Raw genomic sequence first — 15,328 nt, 5'->3', positions numbered from 1 at the left:
GCCCCGTTGGCAACCGTCACCATCAAGCGCCCTCCGCGCGCGACGCCTCCTGACTATCCCAAGGGCGACCTCCAGCTGAAGGCGCCGCCCGTGCTGCCTGAGCACAAGGGGGAACCTGTTGCGCTGATGCTGTTGCCGACGATGGCAATGGGCAGCAGTGCGGTCTATTTCTTCCTGCCTGGCTCTCCGCCGTTCATGAAGATCATGGGCGCCATCATGGCAGTCTCCGCTGTGGCCATGGGGATGACGCAGATTGTGCGTGCTCGCCGCGGCTCATCGTCGAGCGTGCGTGCGGCACGTCAGGACTATCTGAAGTATCTGGTCCGGACCCGTGAGGACGTGCGGGATACCGCACGTGGTCAGCGGCTGGCTGAGTGCCGCACTTTCCCGGAGCCAGGCCAGCTGTGGGCTGTGATCGCCGACCGTAAGAGACTGTGGGAGCGGCGGCCCGAGGACGATGACTTCGGTCAGGTGCGGGTGGGGGTGGGTCCTCAGCTGCTGGCGACCCGGCTCGTCGTGCCGCAGGCCGGGCCGGCAGAGGAGTGGGAGCCGCTGGCCGCGCATGCGCTGCAACGGTTCGTGAAGGCGTATGAGCAACTCGATGAACTGCCCATGGCGCTGTCCCTGCGTGCCTTCCCGTGGCTGACGATCCGGGGCCATGCCGACACAGTCCAGGGGGTCGCCCGTGCTGTGATCTGCCAATTGGCCGCTCTGCATGCGCCGGACGACCTGTGGCTAGCGGTGGTCGCAGCGCCGGGTGCAGTCCTGGAGTGGGACTGGATGAAGTGGTTGCCGCACGCCCGTCCGGCCGAGCACGGCAATGGCGTTGGACGGCGCGGCCCCGGCCTGTTGATGTTTCCTTCGTTCGATGCCCTTGAGGAGGGGCTCGCTGAGCAGTTGGCTGCGCGCCATGAATGGTCGCCGGATGCCCAGCCGCTCCTGGACCGGCCGCACTTGGTGATTCTGCTGGACGTTGGGGCCGCGGCGGGATCGCCGCTGACTACCGACCGAGACAGGTTCCAGGGCGTGACCGTCATTGAACTCGAATCGGCAGCTGGTGCCGAGCAGCAGCATCGGACGCGCGGAAGCAGGTCCCGCGGAATCGATCGTCGACCGGGTCTGGCTGTCGAACCGAACACCCTCAGCCTCGTCTCCAGTGCCGGCTCCGTCTACACCGGCATTCCTGACGTCCTGACCGCGGTCGAAGCCACCGCGCTCGCTCGTGCCCTGGCACCCTTGCGCACCAGCGACGACGAGGACGAGGACCCGCTCCTGGGCAATCTGGGATTCACCGATCTGATGGGCATCGACGACCCCACAACCTTCGACCCACCCTCGACACAGCGGACCCCGCACGAGCGGCTGCGCGTGCCGCTCGGAGTCGACGGGGACGGCAACCCCGTCGTCCTCGATCTCAAGGAAGCCTCTCAAGGAGGCATGGGGCCGCACGGACTGTGCGTCGGCGCCACTGGATCGGGCAAGTCTGAGCTGCTGCGCACTTTGGTCCTGGGGCTCGCCACGACTCATAGTTCCGAGACCTTGAATTTCATTCTGGCGGACTTCAAGGGCGGAGCGACCTTCGCCGGCCTGGCTGACCTGCCGCACACAGCCGCGTTCATCAGCAATCTCGCCGAGGACCTCACCCTCGTCGACCGGATGCAGGACGCCCTCGCCGGCGAACTACTCCGCCGTCAGGAACTCCTGCGCGCCAGCGGCAACTTCGCCAATATCGGCGCCTATGAGAGAGCACGGATGGCGGGGGCACCGCTTCAGCCGTTGCCCACCCTGCTGATCATTCTCGATGAGTTCAGTGAACTGCTGACCGCCAGGCCCGAATTCATCGACATGTTCCTGCAGATCGGACGCATCGGCCGCTCTCTCGGTGTTCATCTTTTGCTTGCCTCGCAACGTGTGGAGGAGGGCCGGCTACGCGGCTTGGACACCTATCTGTCCTACCGCCTGGTCATGCGGACCTTCTCCGCCGAAGAGTCCCGGATCGCCCTCGGCACACAGGACGCCTACCACCTGCCCGCAGTCCCCGGTGCCGGAATTCTGAGCTGCGGCACAGAAGCCCCAACGCAATTCAAGGCCGCGTACGTCTCCGGTCCGTACCGTCCCCGGCGCACGACGGCCTCCGGGCGTCGGGAAGACCTGTCACCGATGCTGTTCACTGCCGAGTCTGCCCTCGCCAATCCCGGCTCATCTGTCCCTAGCTATGAGGAAGCCCCGCAAGGCGGTGACGGTACTGGTCCTTCCGTACTGGACGTTCTGGTGGGGCGCCTCCAGGATGAGGGGCCGCCGGCACAACAGGTCTGGCTTCCCCCGCTGGAAGATTCTCCTCCCCTCGGCGATCTGCTCCCCCCTCTCACGAGCACAACCGAACGGGGCCTGCACCCCGCCGAATGGCGGGAGATGTCACTGGTCGTCCCGCTCGGCATCGCCGACATGCCATTCGAGCAGCGCCGAGAAGTCCTCAAGCAGGACTTTTCCGGTCCGCAGGGCCACGCCGTGGTCATCGGCGGCCCGCGTTCGGGGAAGTCCACCTTGCTGCGCACCCTGGTCACGGCCTTCGCTCTGACGCACACACCACGCGAAGTGCAGTTCTACTGCCTGGACTTCGGGGGCGGCAGCCTGTCGTCCCTAGCTGATCTCCCACACGTCGGGGGTGTCGCAACCCGGCTGGACGCGGCCAAGGCACGACGGACCATCGCCGAGATACGGGAGGTCCTCGACGAACGGGAGGAGTTCTTCCGGAACCACCACATCGACTCCATCCGGACCTACCGTGGGCGGCGGGCCGTGGGTCATTACCCCGACCATCTGTGGGGCGATGTATTTCTCGTCATCGATGGCTGGGGCACCTTCAAACGCGAGCACGAGCAGCTGATCCCCGACGTCGAGGCAATGGCAATTCGGGGCCTTGCCTTCGGCGTCCATCTCATCCTTACCGCCGGCCGGTACAACGAGATTCGCCCTGCCCTCAAGGACCAACTCAGCACCCGGCTGGAACTTCGGATGGCCGATCCCCTGGATTCCGAGCACGACCGCAAACGCGCCCGTAACGTGCCCGCATCCCGTCCCGGGCACGGCCTCGCCCGGGGCGGACTGCATTACGTCGCAGCCCTCCCGCAAGCCACTGGCCTCGGTGCCACACAAGACCAGACAGACGGTGCCGCAAGCTCGGCCGATCTGATCGAGGCCATCGCGGCCAACTGGTCCGGCCAGGTGTGCCCGCCTGTGCGCATGCTCCCGGATCGCCTGCACGGCGACGCGCTTCCCAAAGCCAGCGAAACGCCTGACCTGGGCTTCGCTGTGGGCTTCGACGAAGTGGCCTTGGCCCCGGCCTATGTCACCTTCGACACTGACCCGCTCCTCGTCATCTACGGCGAAAGCGGGTCTGGGAAGACCGCGCTTCTTCGTCTGCTCACCCGGCGTCTCGCCGAACGGCATCAGCCCCATGAAGCTCTGGTGATCGTCGGCGACTACCGACGCGCTCTGCATGGCCAACTCCCGCAGGACCATGTGCTGCACTACGCTCCCGCGTCGGCATCCCTCGAAGGCGGCCTCAAGCGCCTCGTCCCGCTGCTGCAAGCTCGGATGCCATCCGCGGAGGTAACCGCCGAGCAGATGCGTGCCCGCAGTTGGTGGCACGGCCCTGAGATCTTCGTCGTCATTGACGACTACGACCTCGTCGCGCTCCCGTCCGGCAATCCCCTCGAAGCGGTGGCCGAATATCTTCCCTACGCGCGAGACATCGGCCTTCGCGTGATCGTCGCCCGCAGCACCGCCGGCGCGGCCCGAACCTCCTTCGATCCGGTCACCCGGCGTCTCAAAGAACTCGGAGCAGCGGGGATCATCCTGTCGGGAGACCCCGACGAAGGACCACTGATAGGCAATACCAAGGCCGGGCCCATGCCGCCCGGGCGGGCCCAACTGATCACTCCCCGGCAACGGCCCCGCATCATCCAAATCGGCTGGTACGACCCCAACTGAGGCAGTGAGGTCAGCCAGCCGCCGATGTCCGGGTGGGGCTGTACGGGGCAGGAGTCCGCGAGCCGGTGAGCCATGCAGTGCGTCGGACGCCACGGCCGATGCAGCGAGAAGGTGGGCGGCTACGTGCAACGAGCCGCCAAAGACCTGCATAGCGTCTACCGTCCGCTGTGCCGCATAATCTCCGCGCCCACCGTCCGGACCAACCGCAGCGACCCCCGCCCCCGAGGCACAAGGCGCTGACCAGCGCAACAAAGGGCTGGACACCGGCAGCGGCGCCTGTTATGGCTGGTTGGAGAGAGAACAGGGAGACGATGCGGATGCTCAGCGAATACCTCCAGGCCCCGAGACCCGTTCTGCCGGAGACGGCAACCGGCCATGACCCGCTGCTGCGGCTCCAGGAGGAGATGCAGCCCGCAGGCGGGAACGTCGGTCTGCGCGCCACCACGCACCCCGAGGAAATCGTCATCACCGGGATCACCGTCATGTGCCCCCAGTGCGGCGCCCGGCGCGACTGGATGGTGATCTGCGACCGCAACGAGATCAGCATCCGCTGCCGCTGCGCGCACCAGTGGGTGGAGCGCGAACTGACCCGCGCGGACTACCTGGCGATGATCGGCGAAGGCATCGGCCAGGACTTCCCGAGCCTGGAGGCCGCGGCACAGGCTGAGGGGTACGACGGCACACTGGCCGGTACCTATCTCGCTGAGCCCCGTCCGGAGTGAGGGCTCATCACTCAATGCCCCACGACCTGACTGCATCCCGACGCACAGCGTTGGTGAGCCCTTCGTCTGGAATGACGGGAGGCGCGCTGGTGGCGCCGGCATGGTGCGCGTCTAATGCCCTGGCATGGACGGAAGCGTTGCCGCGGTTCTGGGCGCGGCGATAGGTGCCCTGGGGGCTGGGAGCGGTGGCTGTCCGTGCTCGAACGGGACGGGGCCTTCCAGACAGCGGCGCGAGCGGCCCTCTGTACCGAGATCCCATAAGCCGAGAGGGCTGCCCCGGCGTGGGCAGCCCTCAATGGTGGGGTCGATGGCCGTCAGGAAGAAGCCAGGTGGTTGGCGAGGTGCAGGGCGTCGGTGGCCACGGTCAGCGCGGCGTGAAGACCGGTGACCTCGAACAGGGTGGGGTGGACGATGGGGGTCCAGTCGCCGCGAAGGCCAGGCCAGGTGGCGAGTACAACGTTGGTCGCAGCCAGTCCGAGGTGGGCGGTCACGTCCATGCCGCCGCCGTGGCCAGGCTCCCAGCTCAGCAAAATGGCGCCGGGCCGGAGCCGCTCGGGATGTAGGGCGGTGGCCCAGATGGCACGGATCGGCTCGGCGGGCAGCGGGGGGACGGCGCACAAGAGAGCACCGTGTACCGACTCGGGCAGGGGCTGACGGACCAGATCACTCAGGGCAAAGGACGGGTCCGAGCTGATCGCCCCCGCCGAGAGACGCGGGTGGGCCCGGCAGGTCACACGTCCGCCCAGCCCAGCTCGGTGCGTACCGCGGGAGGAAGTACGCCCTCCTGGCCGTTCTCGGCGAGGTACACGGCACCGTTCGGGCCGGGGACTTCGACGATGCGACCGACGTAGTGGGCGTGGGGCCAGTCCGAGTTGATAGCGAAATACGCGGGCAGGTCGGGGTCGACGGTCTGGAGCTGGTGGATGAGCTGGCGGACGGTGATCTGGTGCGACAAGACGGCCTCCTGGACGAAGAGGGTCGCGAACGGAAGCGCGGCGGGGGCCTGGAACGGGGTGGTGGAGTTGAGCGGCACGAGCAGCGAACCCTTCGTTGACCTGCGATTTTTCCCGGCACCCGTACGTTGGCATGGTGTCGGGCGGGGTCTCCAGTCCATTGCCGCGGTGTGCGTCTGCCGTGGGCGAACTGGGAACAGGACCGAGCGCTGATGTCCAGGCAAGGGGGAATGAATCGGTCGCCCCAGGGGCTGTCCCCGGGGCGACCGATTGCAGTGGAGGGTTGGCTTGGAGAACGAAGAGGTCCGTACGTACAACGAGGCCGCCGACGACGCGGAGGCCGCGTCCCTGGGCCGCGCCCGCATGGCCGACGGCAGACGGATCGAACTGAGCTTGGAGGAGCTGGCGCAGCTGGTGGGGGCCGAAGCCACGGGCGAACGCGGCGCGGGCCAGCACGGGCCTGCCGGCACGCATTAACGACGGGCCGATCGCACCCCATCGCGCGTTCCGACGACCGCCATGTGACCGGTGCTCCGAGGGCCGGCGGGCGGCGTCGCTACCGGCGTGGACGAACGGGTGCGCGCTGCCTCGGCGCGAGCAGCCGCCGAGTGGTCCAGGGACCGGGCGAGTCCTTCGGCGAGGTGCCCTTCGGGGTAGGCGTCGATGATCGAACGGATGGCGTGGAGTCGGGCCTGGCTCTCCGCGTGGGCCGTCAGCAGCTCGGTTGACGAGGCGCTGAGCTGCTTGAGGTCGTGATGGAGCGGGACGTGCCCTTGGCGGGTGAGGCGGTGTATCCGTTCCCGTGGCACGGCGATGTCGCTGTCATCGATGACGAGCGCCGTTCACACCCGCAGCACCGCAACGAGTGCCGGGGCGTGGGCCCTGCCTTCGCGCAGGTAGTCGTACAGACCGTCCACGGGGTGTCCCCAAGCGGAGCTGATCACGGTGCCGGCGGCGAGGGGCGGGTTCATCAGACACAGATGGCTCCCAGATTCTTTGGTTACGGCTGGCTGATCACCGAGATTGGCGGCGGGGATTCTCCGATAGCGGGGGCAGCGTGGTGCTGCGATCGGAAGCATCGACTGCCGTGGCCGGATCGATGGGGACCCTCCAATTGGGGGAGCGTGAAATGGCAGCGAAAGCCCGAGGGGCGGGGAGCCTCTCATTGACGCTTCCGAGCCGTTCGGCTGCCCGCTCGACCAGGGCTTGCTGCACTTCGAGCGGCTGAGCATCGATCTCCGCGATCAAGCGCGGCATCGACGAGGAGAACATCGAAGCTGTGTGCAGACCAGCGACGTTGGCGACGAGGCGCAGGGCTTCCGATTCGATCAAGGGTGCCCAAGATGGGTGCAGTTCGTCCAGTTGGTAGGCCTGTTTGCCGCCTCCTTGCAGGGAGTCGGAGAAGGCCCAGCCGTTTTCCATGACCATGGGTAGACAGTCGAGGAGGGACTGCGTGGCCGCCCGGAGTCGACGGGTGAGGTCGTGGTCGGTGGCCCATCGGCCGGTGCCGGCTGTTTCCGTGGGGCCGTCGTTCGGTGGCATGTGGGGGTCTGTCTGTTCCATGTTCGTGTCCTTAGTGGAGGCGACGGCAGGGGTCATCGGCGGTGGGCGGAGCGCATGGGTGGAGCGGTGTTCGTGCCAGAGGCAGTTGCGGGCATTGCTGGAGAACTGCGGATGATGTGGTGGCCGGTGGAGCGGGCGTGGGCTGCCGTTGCGCGACGGACGTCGAGTGGCGTCGGCGCTGGTGGGGGAATGGGGGTCACTCGGGCTGCGGTGAGGTTCCGTTTGGGTACATCGGCCTTGTACCGGGCTACCGGTGTGGGGTCTGCGAGGGCGGCTGTGGTGGCGGCGATCAGGTGGGCGGGGGTGTGGGTGGTGAACGTCGCGTGCCAGCGTGAGGCGTAGCCGTCGCGTCCGCCGCTGGCGCTCCAGCGGTACTGGTAGCCGGACAGCTCGGCCTGGTGATCCAGCGCCCCTCGGACATGGTTCATTTCCGCCAGGCCGTCGGGCGCGACAGAGACGCTGAGGTGTGGCCCTTTCCCTGTGCGCCAGCCGGCATCGACGAGCGGCTGGAAGCCTTGGTCCCTGCCGGTGCTGCCGTAGAGGTGGGTGTCGTGGCCCTGGGCGTAGTCGTGGGCGAGGGCGGTGGTGAAGGCGGCGACGAGTTCCGTGGGCGTGGTGTTCTCGAAGGTGGCGAGCCAGCGGGCGGGGCGAACGGGTCGGAGTGGACGGCGATCTTCCAGAGGGTGGAGTCCTCGCCTTCGGGGAGGTAACCCAGCCGGACGTGCTGTTCGGGCGAAGTGACGTAGACGTTCGATAGTTCGTCGAGGTGGAGATGGAACGCCTGATCGAGGAGTGGCTGGAGGGCGGGGTCGCCGGTGAAGGTGGAGCCGGCGAGGTAGACCGGGGAGAGGTAGATGTCCCCGTCGGGAGCTTGGGTGGGCATGACGGATCGGATCTCCGGGTGAGGTGCGGGCGTCAGCGCTGACGGCGCGAGCTGGCGATGACGGGTGTGACGGGGGCCGGTGCGGGTGGTGGGGGATGGACTTGGTGCACCGCGTTGGTGCGCGAACTGCGGGCCAGCGCAGCCGTGATGCGCGAGGTCGCCTGGTCGGGGTGCAGGGGCTGGGTCTCGACCAGGGAGCGGTGGCGGTCGGGAATGAGGAGTGCAGCGCGGATGACGGGGCTTGGGTCGGTGAGGGCGAGGGCCGTGGCGGTGATGAGGTGCTCGGGGGTGCCCCGGCTGAAGTACGCCTGCCAGCTGGGCGTGGAGATGGGGTCAGGGCCGGCGGACATGCGCCAGGTCGACTTCTCCGGGTCAAGTAGCTCGTCGTATTCGTGGAGCCAGCCGCCGCGTATCCGGTAGGCGGAGTGACCGTCGGGCGAAACCATCCGGAACGGCCGCGTGCTGCGGACGGCCTCCCACTGGTGACTGGAGAGCACGGTGGCGGGCGTGTGCCCGGTGTGGTGCTTGCCGCCGCTGAGGTAGTCGGCGAAATTGTTGGGCAGCCCGGCGACGAGCGTGTCCGTGAACGCCGCCACGATCTCTCGGGGGGTGTCGCGGTCGAAGGTGGTGATCCAGTCCGGTACGCCGAGCGGGTCCTCGGCGTATGAGAACGTCCAGCCGCCGTAGTGGCTGTCCATGACATTGGCGATGCGCACGCGCTGGCACGGGCTGGTGTAGTACGTGTCCTCGCCGAAAGCCACGACCTTGGTCCAGTCTGTCGCAGAGTCAAGGGTGTTGAAGATGGCGTCATCAGTGCCGGGACCGGCGAGGTAGGCGGGGGTGATGAGGACATCGGCGGCGGGGTCGAGGGCGTGAGGGTCGGTGGTGGGCATGAGGATCAACTCCGAAGGGGTGGTGCACGGGCGCCCGCGCGGCTCGCAATGGAACGTGCGCGGGCGCCGTTGTGGCTGCGGGGTCTGGCTGTGGGCATGTGGATCACTTGGTCCGGGATGGGCGGGAGAGCGCCGTGACGTGGGCCGGGACGTGCGGCTGTGGCTCTGGGGCGTGAGAGAACAACCCCGGGAAAGCCGAGGGGGTCCGCCGGACAGCCGCGTTGGCCCTCGCCATGCCGGCCGTCGGCCGAGTTGTGGGGTTGTGTCGCACAGTGGCGGATGAGGCCATCGACTCGAAGGCGGCCAGCTCTACGTACACGGGCCCGAGTGCCTGAGCGGCTGGCGTCAGGTCGTACGCGCGGTTGGAGGGGCCGGTGCGGGTGAGGAGCTGATCCTCCTGGAGCTGCTGGACGCGGTAATGGAAGGAGCCTGTGGCGAGTCCCGCCTCTTCACGCAGTTCGCCGTTCGGAAAGGGGCCGTGTTGCGAGAGGGCGTGGAGGACGTCGACCGCGCCCTTGCCGCGCAGCCGGCGCAGGGCATCTTCCGTGCGCTCCGCCTCGGCGAGCACCGGGCCGCAGTCGGTGAAATGCGCGCGGTGCCAGGAAGCAAGCGCGCGATGGGCGTTGTGTGCGTGGCGGCCGAGCGGGGCGACCTCGTAGAGCCCGAGCTGCGGTCGGTCCAAGAGGCCGTCCGTGAGCATGCGTCGCAGAACCCACTGCGTGTTCTGGGTTCCGATCCACGGCAGCGCTGAGGCGATCTCTGTGAAGCGCATCTGGCCGTGCTGCTGGATGGTCTGCAGGGTCCAGGTGGTCCAGCGAGGGGCGAGGCGGCCGATCGCGTGGCGGACGTCCTCGGTCTTCGCCGATGCGTGGTCGTACATGTCCAGTTCTCCGAGTATCGGTCGTGCGCCGTCAGCGGGAGCGCACAGAGCGTTCTGCGGGCGCGGGTGAGGTGACGGCGGGGGACATCGGGGCAGCGGGGACAGGCGGCGCCGCAGCCGTGCGCAGTGCTGCGGCCCGTGCCGGGGAAGCCGGGGTCGAGGTGGCCTGCGCGCGGGACGCGGAGCGGCGTCGCTCCTTGGCCGGTGGGTCCTCGGCTTGAGGTACCGAGCGCCGGTATGCGCCGGTCAGAGCCTTCAGATGATCGGCGCTCTGGCCGCGGCGTTCGGCGAGGATGTTGATGTCCGCGCCGATGGTGCCGAGGACGGTGCTGCCGACGCCTCGCTCGATGGCCTGCAGCTCTCGGTAGGCGGACCGGGAAGTCTGGACGATCTTGTGGTCGAGGTCGTCGACCTTCCAGGCAGCGTCCACGATGAGGGCAGCCATCTGGCCGTGCGGGCTGAGGAAGTTATGCCGGGCCAGCAAGTCGGCGGGGCGGTCGACTCCGAGAGCGGCGGCGACGAGCCGTGTGCCGAGACCCGGCGGGGTGGAGGGGGACATGAACATCCTTCGTGCGGTCTTGTGCGAAGAGCTGGGGATCACGAGCGGGTACGACGGGCACGCGGCTGCGCGGCGGAAGCCGCAGGCGCCTGCGGGCTGGGGTTGGCCCGGCCGCTGCTGCCGTGCGGGGAGCGGGCCCTGGCGGCCTGGGCGCGACGCGCGAGAGGCGGCGTACGGGCGGTGGCCTCTCGCTCGCGCTCCAGCCGGCGTGCCGCGGTTCGGTAGGCGGCCTGGTCCTGGCGCTCGCCGACGGCCAGGAGGTAGATCTCCCGGTTGTGCTGGGACGAGGCTGGGGCGTCCCGGTATTGGATGACGAGACGCCATCGGGTTTCCGGATCGACGTATACCTTGTGGCAGCCCGCCAGTTCGCGTTGCAGGGCAGCCCCGCGTTCGTTGCCGTGAACCAGATGCTGCAGCTCCAGCAGGGCCAGGTCCCGAATCTTGTCCGGGACGGTGCGCAGGTCGGCGAGGGCTTCGGGGTGAGCCGCGAAGGCGTACCGTGCCCGGCTCACGGTGCGCTCCGACGCGGACGTGCCGGCGCATCCGCCGTAGACCGAGGTGGTGCGACGCGAGCCGGGGCTACGGCGAGGCCGCTGGCCTTGACCGTCGAGCGGGCGCGAGCAGCTTCTGCCCGGAGGCCGACCGTGCCTTGGGGCGCCGGTGCTACGGGGAGCGGAGTGGACCGCTCCATGGCCCAGCTATCCGCAGTTTCGGCGGTGACGAAGGCGCCCTCCCGCACCGTGTAGGACCGGAAGTCCTTGGTGGTCTCTTCGAGGAAGAGCCGATACGGAGCGCTTGCGGAATCGGGGTGGCTGTCGCGGACGAGGGTCCGCACCTCGGTGCCGAAGTCGAAGGACGACGGGTTGTCGGTGTAGTGGTCGATGACCTTGTACCGGTCGCCCGGATTGGCCCTGAGCAGATCCTCAAGCCGGGCCGTGAGGGCGTCGGCCGGCCGGGGCCCGTGGTTCTTGGACAGCTCCGCCGATTCGGCCGGGCAGCCCTGGCGGATGAGCCAGTTCTGCGCCAGCGGAATGACAGGGTGGCTCTCGTACGCGAAGTCGAACGTTCGCTGGTCGTTGTCCCGGGTGATGTGCAGTGAGACGTACTCCGCCATGCCGGGGATGTCCCAGATCGCAGCGCGGTCGTACAGCAGCAGGTAGGTGTCGCGGCCGTCAGCGCTGTGGTGCTCGGCAAGGGGCACGAACATGTCGTCCGAGAGCGTGAGCGAGAAGAAGCCCTCCTCGATCCGCTCGGTGGCGGCCTCGAAGCCGTCGATCCGGTAGTCCGGCACCGGGGCGTAGGTGCTGGCCATGTCAGACTCCGGCAGGCTCGGGCGGGGCCAGGAGCCGGTGGTTGGGGCGGGCCGGGCTGGTGGTGCACGCACCGAAGGGCCCGTCCGGTGTGCGGAGTTGAAGCAGCGCCGGGTCGAGGTGGTCGCGGTGCCATGTTGAGGGGCCGGTGAGGCCGGCTTCGACGTCGGTGAGGTGCTGCCAGGCGAGCCAGAGGGCGTGAAGCCGGGCGACGGCCTCGGGGTGTTCTCGCCACTGCTGGCACCACGGCCGGCTGGTGGTGATCTCCCTGCCGTAGACCGGCAGGAGCAGGTGGTGAACCCAGCTGGTCAGTGCGGCGAGTTCCTCGGCGTACGCCTTGCCGTCGAGCGCCAGGATCAAGACGGACGACGGGCCGTCGTCCTGCGAGTCCTGCGTGTTCGCGCTCCGGTCGCTGACCGGCACCGCGCCGGGCTCGACGGTGGGCTCCGCAGGCTCGCCAGCCTCTGCGAGCGGCTGGTCGTCGGTGAGCCGGGCGAGCGTTTCGCTCTGCTTGCGACTCTCCGCGACCAGCCGCGCGACCGTGGATACGAGGTCGTCCAGGTCGTGATCAGGTATGCGCACAGACTTGTCGCCATCGTGGGCGGGTCCGGACATGACTACCCCTCCGCAAGATCGGGTGGTTGGGGTGTCGAGGGTCCGGAAAATCCCAGGTTTGGCCTGGCCGGAAAACTGGTGTAGACGCACCGCTCAGAGCGCTAGGCGATGCGGGCAGCCCTGCGATGAAACCGGCACACATGGACGCCGGCCGGGAGTGGCTTCCGGCCGGGGCTGTCGGCGGTGGCACTGCCGTTGTTCCGCTTCATCGTGGTGGCACGCGGACGAGGTCACGGTGTGGCTGATGTTGATCCGCGGCTCCGACGAAGGGTGCTCTCGCGGCTGCTTGCCAAGTGCAGGTGCGCTCTTAGCTTGGCGTTTATCGTCGCACGTGGCGCATGGAGCTCACTCGGCCGTCCCGCAAGACGAGTCGAGGTGGGGCACCACCCTGATGCGGGCATCCTCAAGGCGGAGGCTTGCCTTCTGTCGGGCGCTGGGGATCCAGAGCTCGATGCGGTCGCCTGTCTGACCGAAGGAGATGACAGGGTGATTGGTCGGCGGGCGGACGCCGTAGTACGGGGTGTCACCGGAGGGCAGCGCCACACAGACATAGTCGGCGCTAAGGCCGAAGTACTCGGGGATGTCCTTGCCCTGAGCCGCCAGCCGTCGGTCTGCTACGCCGCTCTGGCCCGCTCCGAGCAGAACGATCAGGGAGAAGGCGATTGCCAGGCCGGTGCCGACGCTCAGCATGAAGGTCCACGACATCCAGGAACCCCGCGCGTCCACCGACGAGTTCAGAAATCGGATCCAGCCGAGATAGGCGATGGGCAGGAACAACGTGCCGAGGAACACGGACAATACCCAAGCGCCGGCGAGGATGCTCCCGACCCCTTCCTTCCCTGGCGGCAATTCCAACTCGAACGGCGACAGATAGGCGCGCTGGACTAGCGTCCCGAGCCACGGGACCAGCGGCACGGCCAGTGGTGCCGCCAGGGGAAGAATCCATGGGACGGCCCGATGGGTTGCCGTACCGCGAAGGGCCAGTACTGCGCCCACCAGCACGTAGGTGACCATCAGCAACAGGACGGGAGCGCCAACGCGCGGATCGTCGAGGCCCATCGCCGACCACAGACCGGCGCCGAACAGGATCAGCATCGCCGCCACGAAGAGCAGGCCCAGCATGGCGGCCGTCTGCCACGCCACACGGGTCTTGGGCATCGTCAGCACGTGCCGATCGACGTCCAACTCACGCCCCGACAGCGGATGCCGGGAGAGTTCGGTACGCGCGGAACGACGGCTGCGGGCCAACCGGCGAAGACGCGGCTCGTCAAGCGAGGTGGGGACGCGTACGAGGCGGACGGTGCCGGCAGCTTGATCGTGGCCAGCGGTCCGCGTCAGCAGATGTGTCGCGTGTCGCAGGTGCTGAGTTGGTGACTGGCGCCTGCCGCGCAAATGCCACTCAATCAGGGGCCGGTGCACAGGCTCCACCAGCGTGGCATCTCGGCAACTCGCGGATACGCCGGCGTCCTGGGCAAGCGTGTCAAACGTGGCCACCGCCTGTTGCACCGCCCCGTCGCGCACACTGCGTATACGCGCTTCGACGATCCTGACGGCCCAGTCGCCCTGCGGCGCCACTGACGTCTCCTGGGCGAGCGGCAGCCGTACGGGCCAACCCAACGACTCGCACAACTGAGTCAGAAGGTCGACTTCCTCGGGGCGGTCTATGACCTCGACCACCATGTAGACGCGACGATTGAAGGGCACCTTGCCGCCCCTCGCGACGGCAGGGAGCACGGCATCTGCCGCGCCCGGCGATGACGGCCGGGAACCGCCGGAGGCCGAGTCGCCGGCGGAGGCACCGGAATCAGGGGTGAACATGCTGGTGATTCTGCGCCGGGCACGTACCCGCGTCCCACAGTTTTATGATCTGCACGCCCTTAGGCGGGCGGTTCAGGGCCGGCACCACCCCGGAGGGAGGAGATGACGAGGCGTCCGTACCGTGTGGTGAGGGCGGCGGCGGTGGCGGCGATCGACAGGCCGAGGGCGACGAGCAGGTGGGTGGCGGACTGGTCGCCGAGGACCTGGAGGACGCTGAGAGCTGTGCCGAGGGGGAGGCCGAGGATGGTGAGGACTCCGAGAGCGCCGCTGATCTGCTGGCTTTCCTGGTTCTGGACCAGTCGGCTGTAGTCCGCGGCCTCGGCCAGTATCTCCGTGAAACGCTCGGGCAATCGGTACTGAGCCTGGAAGGCAAGCAGTAGTTCGTTCGCCGGGCCGTGGGCGGTCAGGTGTTGGCGCCAGTACGTACTGCGGAAGTGCGCGATGTTCCTTTCCAACGAACCGACTTGGGCGGAAAGATGCGGGCCGTCGAATACCCCGGAGAGTTCGTCGGTGAGTCGGTCGATGTGGTCACGCTGGAGCGTGCCGAGTAGCAGGGCGTCGAGGTAGACCGTGCGGGCATGCAAGGCCGCGTAGTCGTAGAAGTCGCCCGCGCCGGCGTCGGCGCGATGGCCGAGGAAGGCGGCGCTGTGCCGCAGCACCAGAGCACTCCAGTCGGCGGAGATGCGCACAGCCTGATCGAATTCGTCGACGGCGGTTTCGGGAGCGAGAGGAAAGTCGCGTGGTGTGGAACGGGATGCCAGCTGCCACAGCCAGTGGTCGGCGGTAGGCGGGAGTGCTGCCGTGGGCTCAGGCCGAAGCGCGGGCGTGTGGTGGGCTTCTGGGGTGAGGAGGGCGATGGTGTACGGGCGGGAGATCGCTAACGTTTCGGTGCCGTCGCGGACCTCGGCCACCTGTCCGAAGAGCTGCTGCGGCGCGAACGGGCCGGTGAGTGGGTCGGGGCCGGCATCGGGCCGGTGGCCTATCGCTCGCAGCACCGGAAGCAGTGGTCTGTCCACGGTGAAGTGCAGTACCGCCAGAGCGTGTCCGTGGCTGCGTCCCGTGGCCGTACGCAGCAGCTCCATGCCCTGCAGATGCAGCCCGTCGTGACCGAGTGACATTGCCCGATACCAGCGACAGGG

At 68.1% G+C, this 15,328-nt stretch carries 16 protein-coding genes; 3 read left to right on the top strand and 13 right to left on the bottom strand.

Translation table 11 applies throughout. From position 1 onward, the window contains the following. Positions 1-6: 6 nt before the first annotated feature. Positions 7-3,993 carry a type VII secretion protein EccCa gene (gene eccCa, locus BKA18_RS10455; RefSeq protein ID WP_366048121.1) on the top strand — a complete coding sequence of 1,329 codons (3,987 nt, stop codon included), beginning with the start codon at positions 7-9 and terminating at the stop codon, positions 3,991-3,993. Between the two features lie 317 nt (positions 3,994-4,310). Beyond that, a complete protein-coding gene (locus BKA18_RS10450; protein ID WP_366048122.1) occupies positions 4,311-4,715 on the top strand; it encodes a hypothetical protein in 405 nt (134 codons plus the stop codon). A gap of 314 nt (positions 4,716-5,029) precedes the next feature. On the opposite strand, the gene BKA18_RS10445 is transcribed toward BKA18_RS10450, so the two are convergent. Then, positions 5,030-5,335 carry an esterase gene (locus BKA18_RS10445; protein ID WP_366048123.1) on the bottom strand — a complete coding sequence of 102 codons (306 nt, stop codon included), beginning with the start codon at positions 5,333-5,335 and terminating at the stop codon, positions 5,030-5,032. A 110-nt stretch (positions 5,336-5,445) separates the two neighbouring features. Continuing rightward, a complete protein-coding gene (locus tag BKA18_RS10440) occupies positions 5,446-5,748 on the bottom strand; it encodes a hypothetical protein (protein WP_366048124.1) in 303 nt (100 codons plus the stop codon). Between the two features lie 208 nt (positions 5,749-5,956). Here BKA18_RS10440 and BKA18_RS10435 point away from each other — a divergent pair, with 208 nt between their 5' ends. Next, the gene (locus BKA18_RS10435; RefSeq protein ID WP_366048125.1) at positions 5,957-6,145 is read left to right on the top strand and encodes a hypothetical protein; all 189 of its coding nucleotides are present in this window, start codon (positions 5,957-5,959) and stop codon (positions 6,143-6,145) included. 365 nt (positions 6,146-6,510) lie between these two features. Here BKA18_RS10435 and BKA18_RS10430 read toward each other — a convergent pair whose 3' ends face one another. The 11 genes from BKA18_RS10430 to BKA18_RS10380 all read right to left on the bottom strand — a co-directional run bounded on the left by BKA18_RS10430 (position 6,511) and on the right by BKA18_RS10380 (position 15,307). Then, positions 6,511-6,639, bottom strand: coding sequence for a hypothetical protein (locus tag BKA18_RS10430; protein ID WP_366048126.1), 129 nt, complete (start codon positions 6,637-6,639; stop codon positions 6,511-6,513). A gap of 43 nt (positions 6,640-6,682) precedes the next feature. Then, positions 6,683-7,231, bottom strand: a complete 549-nt coding sequence (locus BKA18_RS10425) for a hypothetical protein (RefSeq protein WP_366048127.1) — start codon at positions 7,229-7,231, stop codon at positions 6,683-6,685. Between the two features lie 32 nt (positions 7,232-7,263). Continuing rightward, the gene (locus BKA18_RS10420; RefSeq protein ID WP_429638395.1) at positions 7,264-7,911 is read right to left on the bottom strand and encodes an SPDY domain-containing protein; all 648 of its coding nucleotides are present in this window, start codon (positions 7,909-7,911) and stop codon (positions 7,264-7,266) included. 235 nt (positions 7,912-8,146) lie between these two features. Further along, a complete protein-coding gene (locus BKA18_RS10415) occupies positions 8,147-9,007 on the bottom strand; it encodes an SPDY domain-containing protein (protein WP_366048128.1) in 861 nt (286 codons plus the stop codon). 103 nt (positions 9,008-9,110) lie between these two features. Further along, positions 9,111-9,887: a winged helix-turn-helix transcriptional regulator gene (locus BKA18_RS10410; protein WP_366048129.1), complete on the bottom strand. Its 777-nt coding sequence runs from the start codon at positions 9,885-9,887 to the stop codon at positions 9,111-9,113. Positions 9,888-9,918: 31 nt separating this feature from the next. Beyond that, a complete protein-coding gene (locus tag BKA18_RS10405; protein ID WP_366048130.1) occupies positions 9,919-10,446 on the bottom strand; it encodes a hypothetical protein in 528 nt (175 codons plus the stop codon). 38 nt (positions 10,447-10,484) lie between these two features. Further along, a complete protein-coding gene (locus BKA18_RS10400; protein ID WP_366048131.1) occupies positions 10,485-10,958 on the bottom strand; it encodes a hypothetical protein in 474 nt (157 codons plus the stop codon). Further along, on the bottom strand, positions 10,955-11,758 hold the full coding sequence (locus BKA18_RS10395; protein WP_366048132.1) for a hypothetical protein: 804 nt from the start codon (positions 11,756-11,758) through the stop codon (positions 10,955-10,957). The genes BKA18_RS10400 and BKA18_RS10395 overlap by 4 nt, the downstream gene beginning before the upstream one ends. A 1-nt stretch (position 11,759) precedes the next feature. After that, complete coding sequence (locus BKA18_RS10390; protein WP_366048133.1) at positions 11,760-12,371, bottom strand: DUF4913 domain-containing protein; 612 nt, start codon at positions 12,369-12,371, stop codon at positions 11,760-11,762. Positions 12,372-12,716: 345 nt separating this feature from the next. Next, positions 12,717-14,189: a hypothetical protein gene (locus tag BKA18_RS10385; protein ID WP_366048134.1), complete on the bottom strand. Its 1,473-nt coding sequence runs from the start codon at positions 14,187-14,189 to the stop codon at positions 12,717-12,719. 59 nt (positions 14,190-14,248) lie between these two features. Further along, positions 14,249-15,307, bottom strand: a complete 1,059-nt coding sequence (locus BKA18_RS10380; protein ID WP_366048135.1) for a hypothetical protein — start codon at positions 15,305-15,307, stop codon at positions 14,249-14,251. Positions 15,308-15,328: the final 21 nt, after the last annotated feature.

It is taken from the genome of Streptomyces auratus (assembly GCF_050433025.1).
In the GTDB taxonomy this organism is placed as follows: domain Bacteria; phylum Actinomycetota; class Actinomycetes; order Streptomycetales; family Streptomycetaceae; genus Streptomyces; species Streptomyces sioyaensis.
This window is presented reverse-complemented; position numbering and strand designations above follow the sequence as displayed.